This window comes from Polaromonas sp. P4_F9 (genome assembly GCF_056401235.1).
Window position 1 is genome coordinate 138,542 of record NZ_JBFUJT010000006.1, and the last position, 20,624, is coordinate 159,165.

Annotated in this window: 22 protein-coding genes; 19 read left to right on the plus strand and 3 right to left on the minus strand. The window is 61.7% G+C overall.

The window, feature by feature from the left end; genetic code table 11:
- Position 1: 1 nt before the first annotated feature.
- Positions 2-979 (minus strand): Bug family tripartite tricarboxylate transporter substrate binding protein, encoded by a 978-nt coding sequence (locus AC1DUB_RS07645; RefSeq protein ID WP_477729033.1) that lies wholly within the window; start codon positions 977-979, stop codon positions 2-4.
- 115 nt (positions 980-1,094) lie between these two features.
- Here AC1DUB_RS07645 and acuR point away from each other — a divergent pair, with 115 nt between their 5' ends.
- The 19 genes from acuR (at position 1,095) to AC1DUB_RS07740 (ending at position 19,532) form a co-directional block, all read left to right on the plus strand.
- Complete coding sequence (gene acuR, locus AC1DUB_RS07650) at positions 1,095-1,730, plus strand: acrylate utilization transcriptional regulator AcuR (RefSeq protein ID WP_477729034.1); 636 nt, start codon at positions 1,095-1,097, stop codon at positions 1,728-1,730.
- A gap of 17 nt (positions 1,731-1,747) precedes the next feature.
- On the plus strand, positions 1,748-2,731 hold the full coding sequence (gene acuI / locus AC1DUB_RS07655; RefSeq protein ID WP_477729035.1) for an acrylyl-CoA reductase (NADPH): 984 nt from the start codon (positions 1,748-1,750) through the stop codon (positions 2,729-2,731).
- A 21-nt stretch (positions 2,732-2,752) separates the two neighbouring features.
- Positions 2,753-2,962, plus strand: coding sequence for a hypothetical protein (locus AC1DUB_RS07660; RefSeq protein WP_477729036.1), 210 nt, complete (start codon positions 2,753-2,755; stop codon positions 2,960-2,962).
- An 85-nt stretch (positions 2,963-3,047) separates the two neighbouring features.
- Complete coding sequence (locus tag AC1DUB_RS07665; protein WP_477729037.1) at positions 3,048-4,031, plus strand: Bug family tripartite tricarboxylate transporter substrate binding protein; 984 nt, start codon at positions 3,048-3,050, stop codon at positions 4,029-4,031.
- An 85-nt stretch (positions 4,032-4,116) separates the two neighbouring features.
- Complete coding sequence (locus AC1DUB_RS07670) at positions 4,117-5,763, plus strand: thiamine pyrophosphate-dependent enzyme (protein ID WP_477729038.1); 1,647 nt, start codon at positions 4,117-4,119, stop codon at positions 5,761-5,763.
- Positions 5,764-5,795: 32 nt separating this feature from the next.
- The gene (locus tag AC1DUB_RS07675; RefSeq protein WP_477729039.1) at positions 5,796-6,767 is read left to right on the plus strand and encodes a Bug family tripartite tricarboxylate transporter substrate binding protein; all 972 of its coding nucleotides are present in this window, start codon (positions 5,796-5,798) and stop codon (positions 6,765-6,767) included.
- Between the two features lie 12 nt (positions 6,768-6,779).
- Positions 6,780-7,388, plus strand: coding sequence for a DsbA family protein (locus tag AC1DUB_RS07680; protein ID WP_477729040.1), 609 nt, complete (start codon positions 6,780-6,782; stop codon positions 7,386-7,388).
- Positions 7,389-7,392: 4 nt separating this feature from the next.
- Positions 7,393-8,577 carry an acyl-CoA dehydrogenase family protein gene (locus AC1DUB_RS07685; protein WP_477729041.1) on the plus strand — a complete coding sequence of 395 codons (1,185 nt, stop codon included), beginning with the start codon at positions 7,393-7,395 and terminating at the stop codon, positions 8,575-8,577.
- Positions 8,567-9,748, plus strand: coding sequence for a CaiB/BaiF CoA transferase family protein (locus tag AC1DUB_RS07690; RefSeq protein WP_477729042.1), 1,182 nt, complete (start codon positions 8,567-8,569; stop codon positions 9,746-9,748). Before AC1DUB_RS07685 ends, AC1DUB_RS07690 begins: the two co-directional genes overlap by 11 nt.
- Positions 9,749-10,009: 261 nt before the next feature.
- On the plus strand, positions 10,010-10,627 hold the full coding sequence (locus AC1DUB_RS07695; RefSeq protein ID WP_477729043.1) for a DsbA family protein: 618 nt from the start codon (positions 10,010-10,012) through the stop codon (positions 10,625-10,627).
- A 39-nt stretch (positions 10,628-10,666) separates the two neighbouring features.
- Positions 10,667-11,683, plus strand: coding sequence for an amino acid ABC transporter substrate-binding protein (locus AC1DUB_RS07700; RefSeq protein WP_477729044.1), 1,017 nt, complete (start codon positions 10,667-10,669; stop codon positions 11,681-11,683).
- 36 nt (positions 11,684-11,719) lie between these two features.
- Positions 11,720-12,907 (plus strand): amino acid ABC transporter permease, encoded by a 1,188-nt coding sequence (locus AC1DUB_RS07705; RefSeq protein WP_477729045.1) that lies wholly within the window; start codon positions 11,720-11,722, stop codon positions 12,905-12,907.
- Positions 12,908-12,936: 29 nt separating this feature from the next.
- Positions 12,937-14,031, plus strand: coding sequence for an amino acid ABC transporter permease (locus AC1DUB_RS07710; protein ID WP_477729082.1), 1,095 nt, complete (start codon positions 12,937-12,939; stop codon positions 14,029-14,031).
- Positions 14,032-14,063: 32 nt separating this feature from the next.
- Positions 14,064-14,804 (plus strand): amino acid ABC transporter ATP-binding protein, encoded by a 741-nt coding sequence (locus tag AC1DUB_RS07715; protein WP_477729046.1) that lies wholly within the window; start codon positions 14,064-14,066, stop codon positions 14,802-14,804.
- 31 nt (positions 14,805-14,835) lie between these two features.
- Complete coding sequence (locus tag AC1DUB_RS07720) at positions 14,836-16,044, plus strand: trans-sulfuration enzyme family protein (RefSeq protein WP_477729047.1); 1,209 nt, start codon at positions 14,836-14,838, stop codon at positions 16,042-16,044.
- A 15-nt stretch (positions 16,045-16,059) separates the two neighbouring features.
- The gene (locus AC1DUB_RS07725) at positions 16,060-16,722 is read left to right on the plus strand and encodes a glutathione S-transferase family protein (RefSeq protein ID WP_477729048.1); all 663 of its coding nucleotides are present in this window, start codon (positions 16,060-16,062) and stop codon (positions 16,720-16,722) included.
- Positions 16,719-17,513 (plus strand): aldolase, encoded by a 795-nt coding sequence (locus AC1DUB_RS07730; protein WP_477729049.1) that lies wholly within the window; start codon positions 16,719-16,721, stop codon positions 17,511-17,513. Before AC1DUB_RS07725 ends, AC1DUB_RS07730 begins: the two co-directional genes overlap by 4 nt.
- A gap of 186 nt (positions 17,514-17,699) precedes the next feature.
- On the plus strand, positions 17,700-18,584 hold the full coding sequence (locus AC1DUB_RS07735; protein WP_477729050.1) for a LysR family transcriptional regulator: 885 nt from the start codon (positions 17,700-17,702) through the stop codon (positions 18,582-18,584).
- A gap of 174 nt (positions 18,585-18,758) precedes the next feature.
- Positions 18,759-19,532 carry an aldolase gene (locus AC1DUB_RS07740; RefSeq protein WP_477729051.1) on the plus strand — a complete coding sequence of 258 codons (774 nt, stop codon included), beginning with the start codon at positions 18,759-18,761 and terminating at the stop codon, positions 19,530-19,532.
- A gap of 244 nt (positions 19,533-19,776) precedes the next feature.
- On the opposite strand, the gene AC1DUB_RS07745 is transcribed toward AC1DUB_RS07740, so the two are convergent.
- Positions 19,777-20,088: a helix-turn-helix domain-containing transcriptional regulator gene (locus tag AC1DUB_RS07745; protein ID WP_477729083.1), complete on the minus strand. Its 312-nt coding sequence runs from the start codon at positions 20,086-20,088 to the stop codon at positions 19,777-19,779.
- Entirely contained in the window at positions 20,078-20,413 is a 336-nt protein-coding gene (locus AC1DUB_RS07750; protein ID WP_477729052.1) for a type II toxin-antitoxin system RelE/ParE family toxin, read from the minus strand. Before AC1DUB_RS07750 ends, AC1DUB_RS07745 begins: the two co-directional genes overlap by 11 nt.
- Positions 20,414-20,624 lie beyond the last annotated feature (211 nt).

Here is a 20,624-nt window from a genome sequence, read left to right on the forward strand (position 1 = left end):
TTCACTTCTCGAGCGGGAATTTCGCGTCCTGGACGAATTTCTTCCAGTATTCCACTTCCTTGCGGTTCTCTTCGGAGAATTTCGCCGGAGTTGATCCGAGCACGGGCGAGGCGCCGATGGTTTCCAGTCCTGCAACAAACTCTTTGGACGCGATGGTTTGCTGCACGGCCGCCGCGAGCTTGCGCGACACGGATTCAGGGATACCCGCGGGGGCAGCGATGCCAAACCAAGGGGAGACGTCCATGTCTTTCGCGCCGGCCTGCTCGAGAGTGGGTAATTGGGGGAAAGCAGGAGACCGCTCATCAGCAACGGTCGCAAGTGCGCGCAGCTTGCCAGCCCTGACATGCTCGCCGACAGTAGATTCCGAGTAGAAGCCAACCTGTACCACCCCGGCAATGAGGTCTACGATCGGTCGGCCGCCGCCCGGGTAGCTCACGAAGGTCATCTTCGTATCGTTGAGCAGGTCAAACATTGCTGCCGCGGTGTGCGAAGAAGCGCCATAGGACCCCGCGTAGTTCACTTGGCCAGGGCGCGCCTTCACATACTCGATGAACTCGCGGACGTCCTTGACGGGCAAGCTGGGGTGGACCACCAGCATGTTGCGTTGCTTTGCGAACTTCCCGATCATGGAGAAATCTTTTGCGGGATCGATCGGCAGCTTCGAGGACAGGGCCACCCCGCGTGTGTGGACGGCTTCCACCGCAAGAAGCAGCGTGTAGCCGTCGGGCTTTTGCTTGGCTACCTGGCTTGCCGCGATCACGCCGTTTGCGCCGCCCTTGTTTTCGATCACGACTGCGGTTCCCAGCTTCTCCGCAAAGGTTCTTGCAAACACCCGCGCGATCACATCGGAAGGCCCGCCCGGCGCGTATCCCACGACCAGGGTGACGGGCTTGCTGGGATATTCGTCCGCCGCGACACCACTGACTGGGAGACCCATTGCCAGCAGCGTCACGATGAGCGTCGTCAGACGAATTGCCATTTCTTGCTCCAGGTTGGTGGTAAAAACAGTCGCCGGACATTGGAATGACCCATTGTGTCCTATCGGAAAGAAAGTTTACTTGATTTTTTAGACAGTCGGTCTAGAATCCCTACAAATGAATATACCTCTCGATGGAACTGTCCGACGCGGCCGGCCGGCGCGCTCCCACGATCAGCTCGGCCAAACGCGCGACGCGCTCATCCGCAGCGGCATGGAGCTTTTGACCGCTCAAGGGTTTGGGGCGACGGGGGTCGAGACAATTCTGGGCCGTCTGGGCATCCCGAAGGGCAGCTTCTATCACTACTTTCCGAGCAAGGAAGGCTTCGGCAAGGAGGTGCTCTCCGCTTACAACGCCTACATCCTGCGCAAGCTCGACCGCTGGCTGGCTGACGACAGCCGCGATGCGATGCAACGCCTTCTCGACTTCATCGCGGACGCGAAGGCAGGCATCCGCCGTCATCGCTATGAGCGCGGTTGCCTGGTCGGCAACTTGGGTCAGGAAGTCACGACGCTGCCGGACGGCTTTCGGGAGCTGCTGGATTCCGTGCTCAGGGACTGGCAACAAAGAGTCGCCTTGTGTCTCAAGCAAGGCCAGGTCAGCGGAGTGGTCGCTGCGGATCTCGACTGCGATGAGCTGGCAGCCTTTTTCTGGATCGGGTGGGAAGGCGCTGTGCTTCGTTCCCGGCTGGAGCGTTCCGCCAAGGCCCTGGACACGTTCTCCACAGCGTTCGTCCGCCTGATCCGTCCTTGAATTTTTCTGGAGTGAAAATGTTTGAAGCTATCGTGATTGAGAAAGATGCCGAGGGTCAACGCGCCTTCCGGACGCGGCTCGAGGAATCCGCGCTTCCCGAAGGCGATGTGCTGGTCCGTGTCGACTACAGCACCCTGAACTACAAGGACGGCCTGGCCATCACCGGCAAGGCTCCCGTGGTGCGCCGCTTCCCCATGGTCCCCGGCATCGACCTGGTAGGCACCGTCGAGGAGAGCTCTCATCCGGACTGCCCGGTGGGCGCCAAGGTCATTCTCAACGGCTGGGGGGTCGGCGAGGGCCACTGGGGCGGTTTGGCACAGAAGGCCCGCTTGAAGGGCGACTGGCTGATCCCCCTGCCCGCCTCAATGACACCACGCCAGGCCATGGCGATCGGGACCGCCGGCTACACGGCCATGCTTTGTGTGATGGCATTGGAGCGCCACGGCCTAAAGCCCGACGCAGGGGAGGTTCTGGTGACCGGCGCCAATGGTGGCGTGGGAAGCTTTGCCATCGCGCTGCTGTCCAAACTTGGCTTTCGAGTGGCCGCTTCGACCGGCCGGCCCGCCGAGGCCGACTACTTGCGCAACTTGGGCGCACAGGAAATCATCGACCGCAAGACGCTGGCCGCACCCGGCAAGCCGCTGCAAAAGGAACGCTGGGCCGCGGCCATCGACTCGGTGGGCAGCCATACGCTGGCCAACGTCTGCGCTTTACTGAAGGCGGACGGCGCGGTGGCCGCCTGCGGGAACGCGCAAGGCCTGGACCTTCCGGCATCGGTAGCACCCTTCATCCTGCGAGGCGTCAGCCTGATCGGGATCAATAGCGTGACGAGGCCGAAAGCAGAACGCGTCGAGGCATGGAGCAGGCTTGCAAGGCTGATCAACATGACCCAGCTGAGTCTGATGACTGAGGAAATCGGGCTGGGACAGACAGTCGAATCGGCCGCCAAGCTGATCGCCGGCGACATTCGCGGCCGGCTGATTGTGGACGTCAATCGCTAGGCCACCGACGCCAAGGCATCCATGGACACCGCGGCTGCAGCATGGGCTTTCATCACGGCGGGGGAGAAACCTCCCCCTGCGGGAGGCAGCGTTGCCAGCGGCGCGGTCGAACCCAGTGCCACGGCAGAAGAGTCCAAGCCGCAGCAACCGGCCGCGGTCGAAGCAGTCGATATTGCCTCGCAAGCCAGCTCCACTTCCACCGTCGGCTCCAATTTCCCACCCTCGCCTTAAGGACACATGGAACGGTCCTTGCTTTCTCACAGACTCAAAGTGTCCTATCCGACTCCGAATGTCCGTTTATCTGAAGGAATGCATCATGTTCATGCGCTGGCTCAAACCTCTCACCACCTTTGTGGTCACCTGTGCCCTCTTGCCGTGCGTTGCGCTCGCGCAGGAATACCCGACCAAGCAGCCGATTCAACTGATTGTTGGCTTCCCGCCAGGCGGACCGACTGACATTGTCGGACGCCTGATCGGCGAAGCCCTTTCCAAGCAGCTGAATCAATCGGTGGTGATCGTCAACAAGGGCGGTGCGGGTGGCACCGTCGCCGCCGGACTGGTCGCCAAGTCCAAGCCTGATGGCTATACCCTGATGCTGGACGTTGAGTCMGTGAAGACCCGTGCGCCGGCGATCTTCAAGAGCCTGCCCTTCGACCCCGTCAAGGACTTCTCGCCCATCGCCAAGATGGCCAAGCAACGTGTGATGGTCGTCGTCAATCTCAACTTTCCGGTCAATAGCGTAAAGGAACTGATCGCTTACGCCAAGGCGAACCCTGACAAGGTGAACTACGGGGGAACCTATGCCGCCTCCTCGCACATCGGTGGCGCGTTGTTCAACCAGCTCAACGGCGTCAACATGACCATGGTGAGCTATCCGGGTGGGGCCCAGCCCATTACCGACCTGATTGGCGGTGTCGTGCAAGTTGGATTCTTTACTGAGTCCACGGTGGCGCAGCACGTCAAGGCCGGCAAGCTCAAGGCACTTGCCATTGCGGCTAACGAGCGCTCGAGCCAGTTTCCCCAGCTGCCGACCGTCAAGGAAGCGGGCGCAGCTGCAATGGACATCTCGCCGTGGTTCGCCCTCACCGCCCCTGCCGGCACCCCGCAGCCAGTCATCGACCGCCTGTACGCGGCAGCCAAGGCCATCACCGAAGACAAGGCGTTTGCAGAGCGCCTGGTCACGATTGGGGCCGTCCCCATCGTCGGGTCGACGCCGGACAGCTACACCAAGGAGTCGATTGCCGACATCGCCTACTGGAAGAAGTTCGTGGTGGACACGAAGTTCCCGATGGCCGAGTAGCCAACCCGACGAAGCCGGCCGTCCGCCGCAAGGCGCGGCGGCTTCGCTCTCCCGACGCGAACCACCCTAGACCACAGGCACACTCATGACGTACCGAATCGGCGAACTCATCGCGGACAGCCTCATTCACCATGGAGTCGATCGGGCTTTCAGTGTCCCCGGTGAGAGTTTCCTGGGTTTGCTTGATGCGCTACTCGATCGGCCAGCGCTTGACCTGGTCACGTGCCGCCACGAGGGCTCGGCAAGCCTGGCTGCCGTGGCCGACGCCAAGCTGACCGGCCGGCCCGGAGTTGTCATGGCCAGCCGGGGCCCAGGCGCCTTCAATGCCGCCATCGGCGTGCATGTCGCCGCGGAGGAAGCGATTCCGCTCATTCTGCTGATTGGGCAGGTCGACAGACCTAACCTGGGCCGGGGTGCCGTGCAGGAGATCGACTCCGCCAAGGCGTTCGCCGGGCTTCTGAAATGGTCCGGCCGCATTGACCATCCCGCTCAAGCTGCGGAGATCATGGCCCGCGCATTTGCCATCGCCTCCACCGGAACGCCAGGGCCAGTCGCCGTCGAGTTGCCTGAAGATGTCCTGGTCGAGACCATTGACAAGCCGGCGCCGCGTCGTCACGGCATGGCGAAGGCCACGGCCTCGCCCAATGAGATAGAACAAGTCCTCGAGACGCTTCGGTCGTCGCGCAAGCCCGTGATGATCGTCGGCGGTGAGTGCCGCAGCGACACGTTTCGCACCGATTTGCTGCAGCTGGCCGAGCAATGGGGCGTGCCAGTCGCGCTGACCAACAAGAATCAGGACCAGTTTCCAAACACGCATCCCCTCTTTGTCGGCCAGCTGAGCTTTTTTGCTTCTCCAGCCCACGTCGACCTGTTTGCCGAAGCGGACCTGTTCATCGCCCTGGGATCGCGGATGGGCGACGTGTCGTCGCTGGGTTACGGGTATCCACGGCAGGCACATGCGCGGCAAAAGTTCGTCCACATTTATCCCGATGCGGGCGTCATCGGCCGCAACTTCCAGACCGACTTGTCGGTCGTGTCATCGTCCCACCCCTTTGTCACTGAAGCCCTGCGGCACGCAGGCAGGCACGAGGTCGGCGCCGACTGGCTGGCGAAGGTGGGCCACGCCGCGGTCAAGGCGCACGGATGGAATCCCGATCGCATAGCGCCGGAAGACGTCATGGGCCAAGCCATCACGGCGATCGCAGCCCGCGCGGCTCCCGATGCGGTGCTGACCACTGACTCCGGCAATTTCGCAGGCTGGGTGCATCGCATCTTCAAGATGACGCCACAGAACCGCCTTCTGGGTTCCGCCTGCGGAGCGATGGGCTCGGGCGTACCAGCCGCCGTGGCCGCCGGACTGCGCTATCCAGACCGGCAAGTGATCGCCTTCTGCGGAGACGGCGGCTTCCTTATGAACGGCAATGAAATCGCGACCGCTGTTGCCAGGAACCTCAACATCAAGATCGTGGTTTCCAACAACGGCTCCTACGGAACCATCCGCACGCACCAGCAGCGCCATTTCCCAGGCCGCGTCAGCGGCACGGATCTATCGAATCCGAACTTCGCGGTGCTGGCCCGCGCGTTCGGTGCCACAGGCTTTCGGATCGAGCACACCGGCCAGGTACGCGACGTGGTCGCTGAGGCCATGGCCGTGCGCGGTCCCGCCATGATCGAAATCTGCAATGACGTCGACGTGAACGTTGACCGGTCGTTGCAGCTGTCCACGAACTAGGCCCTTCCTCAACCTTCCTTAGGAGCGCAAGCATGTCGTTGAAATCATTGCTTCTGGTCTCGCTAGTCTCGGTGGCGTCGGGGGTCATGCCAGCGCACGCCGCAGACGATTACCCGACACAGCCGATCCGCCTGGTGGTGCCATATCCCCCGGGTGGACCTGTCGACTTCGTGGCGCGCTCGATATCGGTCCCGCTGGGCCAAGAGCTGGGTCAGAACGTCATCATCGACAACAAGGGCGGCGCGGGCGGAAACATCGCCGCCGGCGAAGTGTCCCGGGCCAAGCCGGATGGTTACACCCTTTCGCTGGTTTATGAGACGCACGCCACAGCGAACTTGTTCAGCAAGAACTACAAGTTCGACTCCTTCCAGTCCTTCGAATACATCTCCCTCTTGGGCTATTCGCCGATGGTCTTGGTGACTTCGGTGCAGTCCGGCCTTGACACCTTCCCCAAGTTCATCGCGGCTTTGAAGGCAAACCCGGGCAAGATCAACCAGGCGATCACCGGGCCGGGCGCTGCGAGCATCCTGAAGCCGGAACTGATGCACCAGGCACTCGGCACGAAGGTGACCTATGTGCCGTTCGCGGGGACTGCTCCCGCCATGACCGCCCTGGCCGGTGGCCAGATCGACGCTGCCCTGGCCTCTGTCACCGCGGCGTTGCCTCTGATTCAGGCAAAAAAGGTCCACGCCGTCGCCGTCGGTAGCCCGACGCCTCTTTCACTGCTGCCCGGTGCACCTGCGGCAGGGTCCGTGATCCCGGGATACGAATCCACCGCCTGGATCGGGCTCGTTGCGCCCAAGGGCACGCCGGCCGCTGTGACTGCAAAGGTCGAGGCTGCAGTGAGAAAGGTGATGTTGTCGCCTGCCGTCAAGAAGCAGCTAGAGGGCTCGACATTCGTCGTCCTGGCAACTGATCCCAAAGCCTTCGTTGACCGCGCGCGCGCGGACTTCAAGCAGGCCGAGGCACTGGTCGCCAAAGGCGTACTCAAACCTGACGATTAACAAGGGGTAAACATGAGTGAATCAATTGACGCCTACTACTGGATCAATTCTGACTGGGCCTACTTTGGCGGGCCGCGTCTGAAGGAAATGGGCAAGCGCTACGGCTTAACGGTCAACCACCGCCCCATCGACCTGACGACGGTGTACGCGCGCACCGGCGGCATCAAGCTGCCCTATCGCTCTGCCGAGCGGAAGAACTATCGGCTGATCGAAATGCGACGCTTCAGCGAGATCCTGGGAATGCCGATCAACCTGGAGCCAAAGCACTTCGGCGTGACCGGCCACCTCCCGTCCTTCTTCGTGATTGCCGCCGAGCAGATGGGTCACGACGTGGCCGACCTCACCCAAGCCATCATGACGGCGATATGGGTTGAGGACCGCAATACCGAGGAAGACCAAACTCTCGTCGATATCGGCAACGCGTTGGGCCTGGACGGCGCTGCGATTCTGGCGAAGGCCAAGGACCCACGCACTGAACTGACCTACATGAAGTACACCAACGAAGCGATCTCCAGAGGTGTCTGGGGCGCGCCCTTCTACTTCTTCCGCGACGAGCCCTTCTGGGGCCAGGACCGGCTGGAGATGCTGGACCGCACCATCGTCAAGGCGCTAGGTCGGTAGTTCCATGGCCAAACGCGAAAGCGAGCAGCGGCTCTACGACATTTGGGACGAGTGCCTGAGCGCCAAGGAGCTGGATCTGGTGGCCAGGGCGCGGGAGTTCTGCCAGGAGGTACTCATCCCCTTCGCGCAGCAGGCCCATCTAGAGCGGCTGCCGATGTCCAAGGCCATGGTTCGCGCCTGGGCGGCCACCGGATTGCAGGGGATGCAGACACCGAGCGAGTTCGGCGGACAGGGCGCCTCGTACCTCACGAAGATTCGAGTCGTCCATGAGCTCTCCAGGCACAGCTTCGCCGCCACGTTCAGCCTGAACAATTCGCACAGCATGGTCAACATGCTGGCGACGCAAACATCTGCGGAAATCCGCGAGGCCTATCTTCCGGCACTTCTCAGGGGGGAGACGGTCGCCTCGGTGGCCCTGACCGAACCCCAGGGAGGCAGCGATCTGGCCGCCACCCGCACGACCGCCCAGCGCGCCGATGGCGGCTGGCTGATAGACGGCGAGAAGGCGTGGATCACCAATGCAACCATTTCCGACTTGGCCGTGGTGACTGCCCAGACCGGCCAGGGGACCAAAGGAATCGGCCGCTTTCTGGTCGACCTGAACGCCACCGGCGTGCAACGCACCGGTGCGCATGCCGTGGAGGTCGGACACGCCGTCGGCGCCGGTGGACTGAAATTCAAGCAGGTCTGGGTACCTGAGCATCACCTGCTGGAGCCGCCCGGGGAGGGATTCAAGCGCACGATGGAGAGCATCAACGCCGCTCGCATCCATGTTGCCGCAATGGCGGTGGCCGCACTTGAGCATGCGCTTCAGAAGGCGATCAACTACTGCAGCCAACGCGTTGCTTTCGGAAAGCCCTTGATCGAGCAGCAAGGGCTGCGCTGGCAATTGGCAGAAGTCGCAAATCACCTGGAAGCGGCAAACCTCTTGGTCTTCCGCGGCGCCCAGTTGATTCACCAGCAGCAGCCCGCTGCCCTCGTCGCGGCTCACGCCAAGAAGTTCGCCACGGGAGTTGCGATACCGGGCATCGAGGCTTGCATGCAGAGCATGGGGGCCAATGCCATGCTTGCATCTGCCGGACTGGCACGCCAGCTGGCTGAAATCAAGATGGCGGGATACGCCGACGGTACGACCGAGGTCCAGAACGAGCGCATCGGCAGTCTTTTGCAAAGTTGCTATGGAACATGACACGCCCAATCTGGACCTGACACGCGCTCTCAACGGGGTCCGCGTGTGCGACCTCAGTCAGGGCATTGCAGGGCCGCACGCCACGATGCTCCTTGCGCAGTTCGGCGCAGAGGTGATCAAGGTCGAGCCTCCCGAGGGGGACTGGGGACGGTTGCTGGGGAGCCAGGCCGGCGACCACTGCGTTCATTCATGGCAGTACAACCTGGGCAAGAAATCCCTCGCACTCGACCTTAAGAAGCCCGAAGGGAAGGCTGCGCTGCAGCGGCTCGTTCAGACCTGCGACGTGTTCATCGAGAGCTTTCGGCCTGGTGTCGCCGCCCGCCTGGGGTTTTCCTATGCCGACGTGAAGGCGATCCGGCCTGACGTCATCTATGCGTCCGTCAGTGGTTTTGGCCAGTCTGGGCCCAATAGCCAGCGCGGGACTGTCGACTCACTCGTGCAGGGCTTCTCCGGCATGATGGTGATGAACCGCACGGCCCAGGGCATTCCCCACCGGCAGAACATGGTGGCCGTGGACGTCCTGACCGGTATCTACCTGCATTCGCTGTTGTCGACAGCATTGCACAAGCGCTGCCTGGACGGCCGCGGCGGTTTCCTCGACGTGAGCCTCATGCAGGCCGCTGCCGCGTTTCAGTCCGCAAAGATCGCCGAGTTCCACGCGTCTGGGGGCGAAGGCAAAGCGTTCTACGGACCCGTCGGCTATCTGCCGACGCGCGACGGTGCGATCTCGGGGTCCTGCAGGGTGCCGGCACATTTCGAGAAGTTGTGCGAGGTGCTGGATCGACGCCTCCTGGCATCCGACGGCCGCTTCGACACTCCGGGCCGTCGGGTCGACAACCACGACCAGCTGATGGACGCCCTTGCCGAGGCGACGTCGCAGCGTGCCACAGCTGAGCTGCTTGAGGCGCTCCAGGAGGCGGGCGTGCTGGCCGAGCGGGTGCAGTCGTATGGACAGTGGCTGGAAGATCCGCACGTGCGCCACCGCAAGACCTTCCGCTGGCAGGACGCGGGCCCCCTGGGCACCTTGCCGCTGGTGGAGCTACCTGGCACCGAGTTGCGCGCAGCTGGCGCCGTTCAAGCGCCGGCGATCGGTCAGGACAGCGTGGGGGTCCTCCAGGCTTTGGGCCTGTCGGACGTCGAGATCTCCCGGCTCCAGGCCCGGCGCCCCTAAATGTCCTGCGCCCCAGGTTTGAAAACTGGCCGAGGGTCCCGTCCATGCGCGTCCATTGGAAGCACACCCCTTCACAACCGCCCCCCGCAAGACATAGCTGATATGTCTTTGACACCATTGCCATGTCAGCGATGCATGAGGATACTTTGTGTCATCAGAAGCAATCGTTTGAATTGCTCTACAGGAGACAACAGGAAAGGGTCCAGTCGGCACCACGGCGCGTTCAAACGCCGAAGAACGACCAGACCTCCTGACATCAGCATGGGGTTCGTTGACTATTACTTCTGGCTCGGGTCCGAATGGACTCTGCTTGGCGCTGACCGTCTCCAGGAGATTGCCGCGCGCCATGGCGCCAAGATCAGGTACTACCCCATCGATCTTCCGAAGGTTTGCGCCAGAACGGGCGGAGCGCTGCCAGCCGAATGGCCTCGGGAGCGCCAAGCGTACCGCGTCGCCGATGTGAAGCGGTGGTCCACCCGCCTGAGCGTTCAGCTCAATCCGACCCCAAAATTTCTCTGGCGAGACGTCAACTTGGCGTCGCGGATTGTCGTCGCCGCGATCCAGATGGGACTGCAGGTCCACGCCCTGCATCGGGCCATTCTTCGCGCCAAGTGGTGCGAGGAACAAGACATCTCCGACGAGGCGACCTTGCGCTCGATCCTGCACGAGTTGCGCCTCGATGACGTAAATCTCATTCGGGAAGCCAGCTCGCCGGCGGCCAAGAGAATCCTTGGCGAATACACGGAAAAGGCGATCGCCGCCGGTGTGTTCGGTGTGCCCTCTTACGTGTTCAGCGGCGAGCTCTTCCACGGACAGGACCGCCTCGACTTCCTGGACGAAGCACTTTCGGTGGCACGCGCTGTGCCCGACACCCATTGACCATCCCGCGGACTACCCCGCATATACCTAGGAGACAACATGAAACTATTTAAATGGCTCGCGGCCGCCGCCGTAGCGCTTGGGATCGCGCACAGTGCGAGTGCGGGACAAACCTATGACGCCGTCAAGAAGCGCGGGTTTGTCCAATGCGGCGTCTCGACCAACATTCCGATCTTCGCATTCACCGACAGCAAGGGCGAATGGCAGGGCATCGACGTGGACACGTGCCGAAGCATCGCGGCGGCCATGTTCGGCAATGCGACCAAGTTCAAGGTGATCCCCCTGACGACGCAGGCCCGCTTCACCGCGCTGCAATCGGGCGAAATCGATGTTCTCACCCGCAATACGACGCAGACGATGAGCCGGGACACCACGCTCGGCCTGATCGGCGCTGGCATCAACCTGTACGACAGCCAGGGCATCATGGTCCGCAAGGACTCCAAGGTGACCAGCGCGAAGAATCTTTCAGGCGCCACCATCTGCGTTCTGCCGGGCACGACCCACGAGCTGAACCTCACCGACTGGTTCCGCGGCATGAAGGCGACCTTCAAACCGGTGCTACTGGACACGGCTGACGAAGTCAAGCGTGCCTTCGGCGCTGGCCGCTGCGACGGCCTGACCATGGACAAAACTGCCTTGGCGGCAACCCGCCTGCAATTTCCCGAGCCGGACAAGTACATCATCCTGCCCGAAGCGTTGTCGAAGGAGCCGCTCGGCCCGATGGTCCGCCAAGGCGACGAAGCATGGTTCAACGTCGTGCGCTGGACCCTGAACGCGCTCATGGAAGCCGAAGAGTACAACCTGACGTCGAAGAACGTCGATGAAGCCCTCAAGAGCACGACGCCACACATCCAGCGCATCTTGGGCGTGACGCCCGGCATGGGCAAAGGCCTCGCGCTGGATGACAAGTGGGCTTACAACATCATCAAGCAGGTGGGCAACTACGGCGAGATCTATGAGCGCAGCCTGGGCGCCGGCAGCCCGCTGAAGCTGGAGCGTGGACTCAACGCGCTCTACACCAAGGGCGGCCTGATGTACGGCTGGCCCATCCGCTAAGCATCCGCTTCAACAACAAGTGTCACGGGTCGCCCGATGAAACAAGAGTCAATGGGCCGACCTGCGGCCCGCGGAATAAGACTGTCCTGGCACGATCCGGCGCTGCGCGGCATCGTGTACCAAGTCCTCGTCGTGGGCGCAGTCGCGTTCATGGCGTGGTATTTGATTTCCAACACGCTCAACAACCTGGCGATGCGCAACATCGCCACCGGCTTTGCCTTCCTGGACCGGGAGGCCGGCTTCGCGATCGGCGAATCGCTGATCGACTATTCCCCACAGGACACCTACAGGCGCGCAATCATTGTCGGCCTGGTGAACACACTGCGCGTGGCACTGATCGGCATCGTCTTCGCCACCATCCTCGGAACGCTGATCGGCATTGCCCGCCTGTCGACCAATTGGCTGCTGGCGAAGGTTGCGACCGGCTATGTGGAATTCGTCCGAAACATCCCGCTGCTGCTGCAGCTGCTGATCTGGTACGCGCTCATCTCCGAGGTTCTGCCCGGTCCAAAGAATGCATTGCATCCACTTCCGGGTGTCTTCCTGTCCAACCGCGGGTTGATGATGCCGGCCTTCGAAGGCCAGTCGCTCTCGGGAATCTTCCTTGGCGCGCTGGCGGCGCTGGCGGTGATCGCCGCCATCTCAAGCTGGCAACGACTCGTTTTCCGGCGCACAGGCGAGCTGCACCCCCTTTGGGGTTGGGCCATCGGCGCCTTGGTTTTACTTCCGACCGCAGGCTGGTTGCTCACTGGGCAGGACATCCATATCAACACGCCCCACATCACGGGCTTCAGCTTTGACGGTGGGGTGACCTTCTCCCCCGAGCTATTTGCCTTGCTGGCCGGCCTGGTGATCTACAGCGCCGCCTTTATCGCGGAGATTGTCAGGTCCGGAATCCAGTCAGTGGGTCGCGGGCAATGGGAGGCCGCGCAATCCATCGGTCTAAGCCGTGGCCGCGTGCTGCGGCTTGTCGTGTTGCCGCAGGCCCTGAGGGTGATCGTTCCTCCGGCCACCAGCCAGTATCTCAATGTCGTCAAGAACAGCTCCCTGGCGGTCGCGATCGGCTATCCGGATCTGGTGTCAGTCGTCAACACGACCCTGAACCAGACCGGCCAGGCCATCGAGGGGTTCCTGATCATCATGGCCGCCTACATGACGGTGAGCCTGATGATCTCGCTCTTCATGAATTGGTACAACGCTCGAATCATGCTGGTGGAGCGATGAGCATGACACAACCTCCTCAAGCGCTGGACATGACAGCTCCACAATTGCCCAAAGTCGAACCCACGCGACCATGGCGCTGGGCGCGGCGCAATCTCTTCGGCTCACCCTTGAGCACCATCAGCACGGTTCTGGTCGTCTGGCTGGTGCTGATGGTTCTGCCTGGGGTTCTTGATTGGCTCCTGTTCAAGGCCAACTTCAATGCGCCCAGCGGCCAGGCGTGCCGGACGGCGGCATCGGGCGCGTGCTGGGCATTCATCGCCGACAAGTACCGGCTCATCCTGTTCGGAACCTACCCGTTCGACGAACAGTGGCGCCCGCTCGTCGCGACTGTGCTCCTCATCGCGACCATCATCCTGACATGCGCGCGCCAGCTGAAGGCCTGGGGCCTGCTCGCGCTGTGGACTGGAACACTCAGCGCATCAGCACTTTTGATGTGGGGCGGTGTCCTGGGCCTGAGCCATGTCGAGAACGTACGCTGGGGAGGGTTACCGCTCACGCTCATGCTGTCGACCTTCGGCATCGTGTTCGCGTTCCCGCTTGGTGTACTGCTCGCGCTGGGGCGTCGCTCGCGCCTTCCAGCCATCAAGGCACTGTGCATCGGCTACATCGAGCTTATCCGCGGCGTGCCCCTCATCAGCCTGCTGTTCATGTCTTCGGTGATGCTTCCGCTGTTTTTGCCGGAAGGCTTCTCGATCGACAAGCTGCTGCGCGCGCAGATTGCCATCATCCTGTTTGCGGCGGCCTACATCGCCGAGATCGTGAGAGGCGGCCTGCAATCGCTGCCCAAGGGACAGTACGAAGGCGCGGATTCGCTGGGTCTTACCTACTGGCAGCAGATGCGCAAGATCATCTTGCCGCAGGCGCTGAAGATCGTGATACCGCCTCTGGTGAGCACGTTCATCGCCCTGTTCAAGGACACCTCCCTGGTCGTGATCATCGGCATCTTCGACTTGACGCAGTCTGCGAAGGCCGCGTTGGCGGACCCGAACTGGGGCGGTTTCGCCGTCGAAGCCTATCTCTTCGTCGGTCTCATCTACTTCGCTTTTTGCTACTCGATTTCACGCTACAGCCGGTCGCTGGAGCTCGAGCTGGCACGCGAGCGCGCTCCAGGCGCCAGCCACTAGCACTTCACCACAACGATTGCAGGAGTACCTTTATGAACGAACCCATTGTCAGCATGCACGGAGTGAACAAGTGGTTTGGCGACTTCCATGTGCTGCGCAACATTGACCTTGAGGTCAGCCGCGGCGAGCGAATCGTCGTGTGCGGCCCGTCCGGCTCGGGCAAGTCCACCATGATCCGTTGCATCAACCGGCTCGAAAACCATCAAGCTGGAACGATCCGGGTAGACGGCATCGAGCTCATCGACGACATCAAGCGCATCGAAACCGTCCGGCGCGAGGTCGGGATGGTCTTCCAGCACTTCAACCTGTTTCCGCACCTCACCGTCCTGGAAAACCTCACCCTGGGTCCGTGCTGGGTGCTCAAGATGCCACAGGCCGAAGCCGAGGCCCTCGCCATCAAGTACCTGGACCGCGTCCGGATCGGTGACCAGGCGCACAAATACCCTGGCCAGCTTTCCGGGGGCCAGCAGCAACGCGTGGCTATCGCGCGCTCCCTGTGCATGAATCCGAAGATCATGCTGTTCGATGAGCCCACCTCGGCGCTGGACCCTGAAATGGTCAAGGAGGTTCTGGACGTGATGATCACCCTTGCCCAGGAAAGCGGCATGACCATGCTTTGCGTCACGCACGAGATGGGCTTTGCCCGGAAGGTGGCGGACCGCGTCATCTTCATGGACCAGGGAGAGATCGTTGAGCAGGGCAAGCCAGACGAGTTCTTCAGCTCCCCGCGCACCGACCGGGCACGCCAGTTCCTCGACCAGATCGTTCACTAATCGGCCTTCGGCCTCTTAACTCTTTTACACCATGCAAAACGACAGCAAGAAACTTGGATTCCAGACCCGCAGCCTGCACCACGGCTACGACTCCGGCCCGTACCTGGGTTCGGTTTCACCCCCCATTTTCATGACATCCACCTTCGCCTTCGACGCGACTGCAGATGCGGCGGCGGTGTTTTCGGAGGAAAGCGACCGCTTCGTGTACGGGCGTCAGCACAACCCGACCCAGGAGCTTCTCGAAAAGCGCCTGGCGAACCTGGAAGGCGCGGAGGCAGGGCTGGTCACCGGTTCCGGGATGGGGGCCATCTCCAGCACCTTGCTCACGCTGTTGGGCGCAGGCGATGAACTGATCGTTCACCATACGATGTATTCGACCGCGCGCGCCTTGGTCAACGAGGGGTTGCCGCGACTGGGAATCACGGTGACCGAGGTAGACCTGTCCAAGCCGGAAACGCTCCGCCGCGCACTGTCCGACAAGACGAAGATCGTGTACTTCGAGTCACCCGTCAACCCGACGTCAGAAGTGCTGGACATCCGCGCGATAGCCGATATCGCCCATACGTCCGACGGCGTGAGAGTGCTGGTCGACTCCACTTTCGCTTCGCCGGCCTTGCAGCGGCCGCTCGAGCATGGCGCCGATCTGGTCGTTCATTCGCTTACGAAATATATCAACGGCCATGGCGACCTGCTTGGCGGCGCGGTGCTAGGCGACTTGGCAACGCTCAAACGCATCCGCACGATTGGCCTCAAGTACATGACCGGCTCGACGCTGTCGCCCATGCTGTGCTTCCTGGTCATGCGCGGCCTGAAGACGTTGACCCTGCGCATGCGCCAGCACGGGGAATCCGCACTAGAGATCGCTGAGATGCTCGAAGCGCACCCTGCCGTTCGGGTAGTTCGTTACCCGTTCCTGAATAGCAGCCCGGACGCCGCTCTGGCTAAGAGGCAGATGGTGCACGGCAGCGGGATGATGTCCTTTGAACTGCACTCCGGGATGGATGGTGCCGTCGCGATGATCGACCGCCTCAAGCTCATCTCGCGGGCCATCAGCCTGGGGGACTCGGAATCGCTCATCACACATCCTGGTTCCCTGCTGAAGGCCCGGCAAAAGCTGTACCCCGCCGAGACACCGCGAGCGGGTGTGAACATGGACCTGATCCGCCTATCCGTCGGGCTTGAGGATCCGGAGGACCTGATAGCAGACTTGAAGCAAGCGCTAGACCCACTGGTCAAATAACCTCTGGCGTCGCCGATGACTAGACTCTACGACACACAGCGATCCGGCAATGCCTGGAAGGTCAGGCTACTGGCGGGATTCCTGGGCATCCCGTTGGAACGCGTGACCCTGTCCATCGACAAAGGGGAGTTGCGGTCCACGCAATTCCGGCAAGTCGCGCTCTTCGGCCAGGTTCCTGTCCTGGAGACGGATACCGGCGAGCATCTATGCGAGTCCATCGCCATCCTCTTCTTCCTGTCCCAAGGCACGAGTTGGTGGCCGGCGGATCCGCTGGCACGGGCGCGTGTGCTGACCTGGCTGTCGTTTGAGCAGGATCGACATATGCGCCCGCTCGCAAAGCTTCGTTTGCACTTTGGTCTGAAGACTTTGCCCTCGGCCTCCGGGGCCGATGTCGAGAGGTGGTCAGCTGAGGCGCACGAAGCCCTGACCATCATGAACGACCACCTCGCCTCGCGACCGACGTCGTGGATCGCCACTCAGAAATCCCCGAGCATCGCTGACGTCGCTTTGTACCCGTACACGAGGATGGCGACGATGGGATGCATCGATTTGTCCGCCTTTCCGCATGTCGAGAGTTGGCTTGGCCGGCTTGAGGGGCTTGATGGATATCAATGCCTTTTCCCGGACATTCCGGACAGCAACCTCATGACGATTGAAACAAAAAGGACCCCGCAATGAACACAGCCAACACCTTCGAGCTCAGCAAAGAGCAGCTGATCAAGAAATCCTCCTCGCGGATGGATGCGACGTTTAAAAAAAGCAACCGCACGCCTCGGCAGAAGCTTGCCCTGACCTGCCGCATCCTTTTCGACAACGGCCACGACTCGGGATTGGCCGGGCAGATCACCGCCCGGACGGGGCAGCCGGGCGAGTTCTACACCCAGCGACTGGGCCTGGGGTTCGATGAAATCACCGCGTCGAACCTGCTGCGTGTCGACGAACATCTCACCGTGCTGGAAGGCGATGGGATGGCCAATCCTGCCAACCGGTTCCATTCCTGGGTGTATCGCGCGCGCCCCGACGTGAACTGCATCATCCACTCCCACGCCGTTCACACAGCCGCACTGGGCATGCTGGAGCAGCCGCTCATCGTGTCGCACATGGACAACTGCGTGCTCTATGACGATGTGGCCTTCGTCGGCAAGTGGCCGGGCGTGCCCGTCGGGAACGAGGAAGGGGAATTCATCACAGCGGCACTTGGCAGCAAGCGCGCCTTGCTGCTTTCGCACCACGGCCTGTTGGTGGCGGCAAGCACCATCGAGGAAGCTTCTGTCCTGTCGATCGCGTTTGAACGGGCAGCGAAGATGCAGCTGTTGGCCATGAACGCCGGCGAGATTCAGCCCATCGACCCGGCTCTGGGCAAGGAAGCGCACGACTGGATCCTGCGACCGACGCGCAACACCGTGGCGTTCGAGTATTACGCACGCCGCAGTTTGAAGAACCCGCACAACGCCGACTGCATCAGTTGACAGGGTCCGCCTGGCCGGTGGTTGGACGACGGCTCGCGACGGGCCGTTTTTGTGGCCAACTGGCTCGCCTCTTTGCAGCATTTTGTGCTGTTGGACCGCACGCTTGTCGATACTTAGGGCAAGCCTGCCGGGTCCGCAGGATTACATTTGACGCTTCATAATGGCCCCAGAAGGAGTGCAGCTTCCATGGAGACTGTCGACCGCCAACTGCGGTATTTCGTCAAGATCGCGGAATCGGGGTCCCTGTCGCGCGCTGCCACTGAATTGCAGATCACCCAGCCGGTCCTGAGCCGACAGCTGGCTTCGCTGGAGGCCTTTTTGCAATGCACCCTGTTCAACAGGACAGGAAGGGGAATGCAGCTGACGGCGTGCGGCCAGGCGCTTCTCACTCAGGTCGCGCCGGCGCTAGCGACCATTGATTCCGCAATCAATGCGGCCCGCAACCAGGAACTCAAGGGAACGCTGAGGCTGGCCACCGTGCACACGCTCAGCTACTACTTCGTCGGAGAGGTCGTGCGCGCATTCACCGATCGCCACCCAGGCGTGAGCCTTTCCGTGATGGGACGCAGCTCCCCCGATGTGGTCGAACTTGTGGAAAGTGGCAAGGCAGACGTCGGCATCGTCTATGACACAGCAGTGGCGTCGCAAAGGCTCACCTCGACCCGCCTGTTCGACAACCAGATGTGCTTGATCTGCGGGCCCGCGTGCACTGCTGCCGATGGTGTGGACCTCACAGAAAAGATGCCCAGGCTGGTCGGCTTCCCGGCGCACTATGCGCTCACACGGATGATCCACAGCAGCGGACTGAAGCCCGACTTCGTCGCCGAGGCAGAGACCGTGGATTCAATGATCGAACTCGTTGCAGCAGGCATCGGCGCGTGCATCCTGCCTCAGCGCATACCGGACCGCCAACTCAGCCAGCACGGCTTGCGAAAGGTCCGGATTGGAAAGCCCGCAATGTCACGCATGGTCGTGATGATCACCAGGGAGGATCGGAGCCACTCCGCGTTGGCCAATAAATTCCTGGAAGCTGCACTGGAAATCGCCAAGACCACGCCAGATGGCTCCTAGAGTCCCCCAAAAGTACGCTTGAACAGCCCGGGGGCACCCAAGTTTGATGGGGCTGGGGGTTGCTTTTTTCTGTGCTCTTTAGGATACTTTGTGTCATCAAGGAGCGCCGCTGTGCCAATGCACTCGCCCTTGATCCGGTCAAGCGACGCCCGCCGGCACCACTCGGAATCCTCTATGAATCAAATTGAGTCCCTTCGTCCCAAAGAGTACTTTAACGAGAAATCCACGCGTGACATGGCAAAGCACCTCGCTGCCACCAGTCGCGACATGAAGCAGAACCTTGCCTACGCCTGCCGGATCCTCGCCATGACTGGCCAAGAGGCCGGTCTCGCGGGCCAGATCAGCGCCCGGTCCGAGCGGCCAGACGCCTACTGGACCCTGCGATTCGGTCTTGGCTTCGATGAGGCGACACCAGACGATTTCATCGAAGTGGACGGCGACCTGAACACCCTGACCGGCGAAGGCATGGCGAACCCGGCGACCCGTTTTCACCTGTGGGTGTATCGGGCGCGCGAGGACGTGCAGTCGATCATCCACACGCATTCGCCTTGGGCATCTGCCTTGGCCGCCGCGCGGCAACCCCTGGTCATCTCGCAAATGGATATGACGCCCTTGCACAATGACTGCGCCTTTCTCGCTGAGTGGCCCGGTGTCCCGATCGCGGACGACGAGGGCGTGATCATCTCCGGCGCTTTGGGCAGCAAGCGCTCCATCATCCTGGCTCACCACGGCTACCTCACGGTTGGCAAGACGATCCAGGAGGCGACCTATCTCTCCGTTTACCTCGAGCGCGCCGCACGCATGCAAATCCGTGCAACCGCGGCCTTTGGCCCCATGACTCCCGTGGACGACAAGCTCGCTGCGGAGGCACACGACTACCTCCTCAAGCCATCGATCGTTAACGCCACATTCGACTACTGGTGCCGCCAGACCGGCGCAAAGCTCTAAGCCCTGGGATCGGCTCAATTGCGCGATTGGGGTCCGGCGCCCGCAGGCGTCTGGAGCCCAAACGCATCGTTGGATGCACCTCGCGCAGTGTTCGTCGGTACGTCCGCTTATGAATAGTCGATCCGCGGTCATGCGGAATCGAACCAGCGACCCGTCACACCCCTGAAAAAGGAACGCTTCAGTACGAAGAACTTGGACTAAGCACGCCCTACTGCGACTGGGGCGGAATCGAATCACAGCCAATTCAGCTGGCGTGGGCAGGCGTAGCCAGGGGCTGCACCGCCAGCCGCAATCCCATCGCTTTGAGAATGGCCGACAAGCTGCTGAGCGCCGGATTGCCCCTCGGGGAAAGCGTGCGATAGAGTTGGGTCGGGTTCAAGTGGGCCTGCTCGGCCACTGCTTGAACCCCACCAAAGGCTTGCGCCATCTGGCGCAGCACGATCAGCAACTCGGCCTGGTCGCCGTCTTCGAGGATGCCGTTGATGACCTCCAACGCGAACGCCGGATCGCCACGATACAGCTCGGCCATCGCGTCGTCATGGGGTTTACTTTTCATCATCCGTTCTCCGTTGCCAGTCCTGCCAATATCCCACCGCCCGAGCAATATCCGTATCCTGCGTTCGCTTGTCGCCGCCGCACAGCAACAGCACCACGCGATGCCCCGACAAGCCGTAATACACCCGGTAACCCGGTCCCACATCGATGCGCAGCTCCCATACGCCATCACGACAGAACTTGTGGTCGCCAAAGTTGCCCAGTTCGACGCGTGTCACCCGCCGAACCACGGCCACCTTGGCCTGGCCGTCACGAAGCCGTTGCAGCCAGTCGATGTACAGATCCTTGTGCTCACCGGCACTCAGGTAATGTTCAATTCGATACATGATTATTTTCGTCTATAAACGAATTTTTGTCAAGACCGTGGAACCGACGGCTCCCCCTCCTGGCGCTTGTCCGCCAATGAACGTGCCGTCCCCGGTGGCACCGCGCGCTCGCCGGTACGACGGTGGAGGCGTACAAGGGCGAGCAAAAATGCCCAACGAGCGTGCAGCAACGCACGTTCCAAATGAACGGGTACCCATGCAAACTGCTGTC

Excerpts from the sequence above, each read along its gene's own strand:
- AC1DUB_RS07645 (WP_477729033.1), bottom strand. The coding sequence starts at position 979 with ATGGCAATTCGTCTGACGACGCTCATCGTGACGCTGCTGGCAATGGGT.
- acuR (WP_477729034.1), top strand. The coding sequence starts at position 1,095 with ATGAATATACCTCTCGATGGAACTGTCCGACGCGGCCGGCCGGCGCGC.
- acuI (WP_477729035.1), top strand. The coding sequence starts at position 1,748 with ATGTTTGAAGCTATCGTGATTGAGAAAGATGCCGAGGGTCAACGCGCC.
- AC1DUB_RS07660 (WP_477729036.1), top strand. The coding sequence starts at position 2,753 with ATGGACACCGCGGCTGCAGCATGGGCTTTCATCACGGCGGGGGAGAAA.
- AC1DUB_RS07670 (WP_477729038.1), top strand. The coding sequence starts at position 4,117 with ATGACGTACCGAATCGGCGAACTCATCGCGGACAGCCTCATTCACCAT.
- AC1DUB_RS07675 (WP_477729039.1), top strand. The coding sequence starts at position 5,796 with ATGTCGTTGAAATCATTGCTTCTGGTCTCGCTAGTCTCGGTGGCGTCG.
- AC1DUB_RS07680 (WP_477729040.1), top strand. The coding sequence starts at position 6,780 with ATGAGTGAATCAATTGACGCCTACTACTGGATCAATTCTGACTGGGCC.
- AC1DUB_RS07685 (WP_477729041.1), top strand. The coding sequence starts at position 7,393 with ATGGCCAAACGCGAAAGCGAGCAGCGGCTCTACGACATTTGGGACGAG.
- AC1DUB_RS07690 (WP_477729042.1), top strand. The coding sequence starts at position 8,567 with ATGGAACATGACACGCCCAATCTGGACCTGACACGCGCTCTCAACGGG.
- AC1DUB_RS07695 (WP_477729043.1), top strand. The coding sequence starts at position 10,010 with ATGGGGTTCGTTGACTATTACTTCTGGCTCGGGTCCGAATGGACTCTG.
- AC1DUB_RS07700 (WP_477729044.1), top strand. The coding sequence starts at position 10,667 with ATGAAACTATTTAAATGGCTCGCGGCCGCCGCCGTAGCGCTTGGGATC.
- AC1DUB_RS07705 (WP_477729045.1), top strand. The coding sequence starts at position 11,720 with ATGAAACAAGAGTCAATGGGCCGACCTGCGGCCCGCGGAATAAGACTG.
- AC1DUB_RS07710 (WP_477729082.1), top strand. The coding sequence starts at position 12,937 with ATGACAGCTCCACAATTGCCCAAAGTCGAACCCACGCGACCATGGCGC.
- AC1DUB_RS07715 (WP_477729046.1), top strand. The coding sequence starts at position 14,064 with ATGAACGAACCCATTGTCAGCATGCACGGAGTGAACAAGTGGTTTGGC.
- AC1DUB_RS07720 (WP_477729047.1), top strand. The coding sequence starts at position 14,836 with ATGCAAAACGACAGCAAGAAACTTGGATTCCAGACCCGCAGCCTGCAC.
- AC1DUB_RS07725 (WP_477729048.1), top strand. The coding sequence starts at position 16,060 with ATGACTAGACTCTACGACACACAGCGATCCGGCAATGCCTGGAAGGTC.
- AC1DUB_RS07730 (WP_477729049.1), top strand. The coding sequence starts at position 16,719 with ATGAACACAGCCAACACCTTCGAGCTCAGCAAAGAGCAGCTGATCAAG.
- AC1DUB_RS07735 (WP_477729050.1), top strand. The coding sequence starts at position 17,700 with ATGGAGACTGTCGACCGCCAACTGCGGTATTTCGTCAAGATCGCGGAA.
- AC1DUB_RS07740 (WP_477729051.1), top strand. The coding sequence starts at position 18,759 with ATGAATCAAATTGAGTCCCTTCGTCCCAAAGAGTACTTTAACGAGAAA.
- AC1DUB_RS07745 (WP_477729083.1), bottom strand. The coding sequence starts at position 20,088 with ATGAAAAGTAAACCCCATGACGACGCGATGGCCGAGCTGTATCGTGGC.
- AC1DUB_RS07750 (WP_477729052.1), bottom strand. The coding sequence starts at position 20,413 with ATGTATCGAATTGAACATTACCTGAGTGCCGGTGAGCACAAGGATCTG.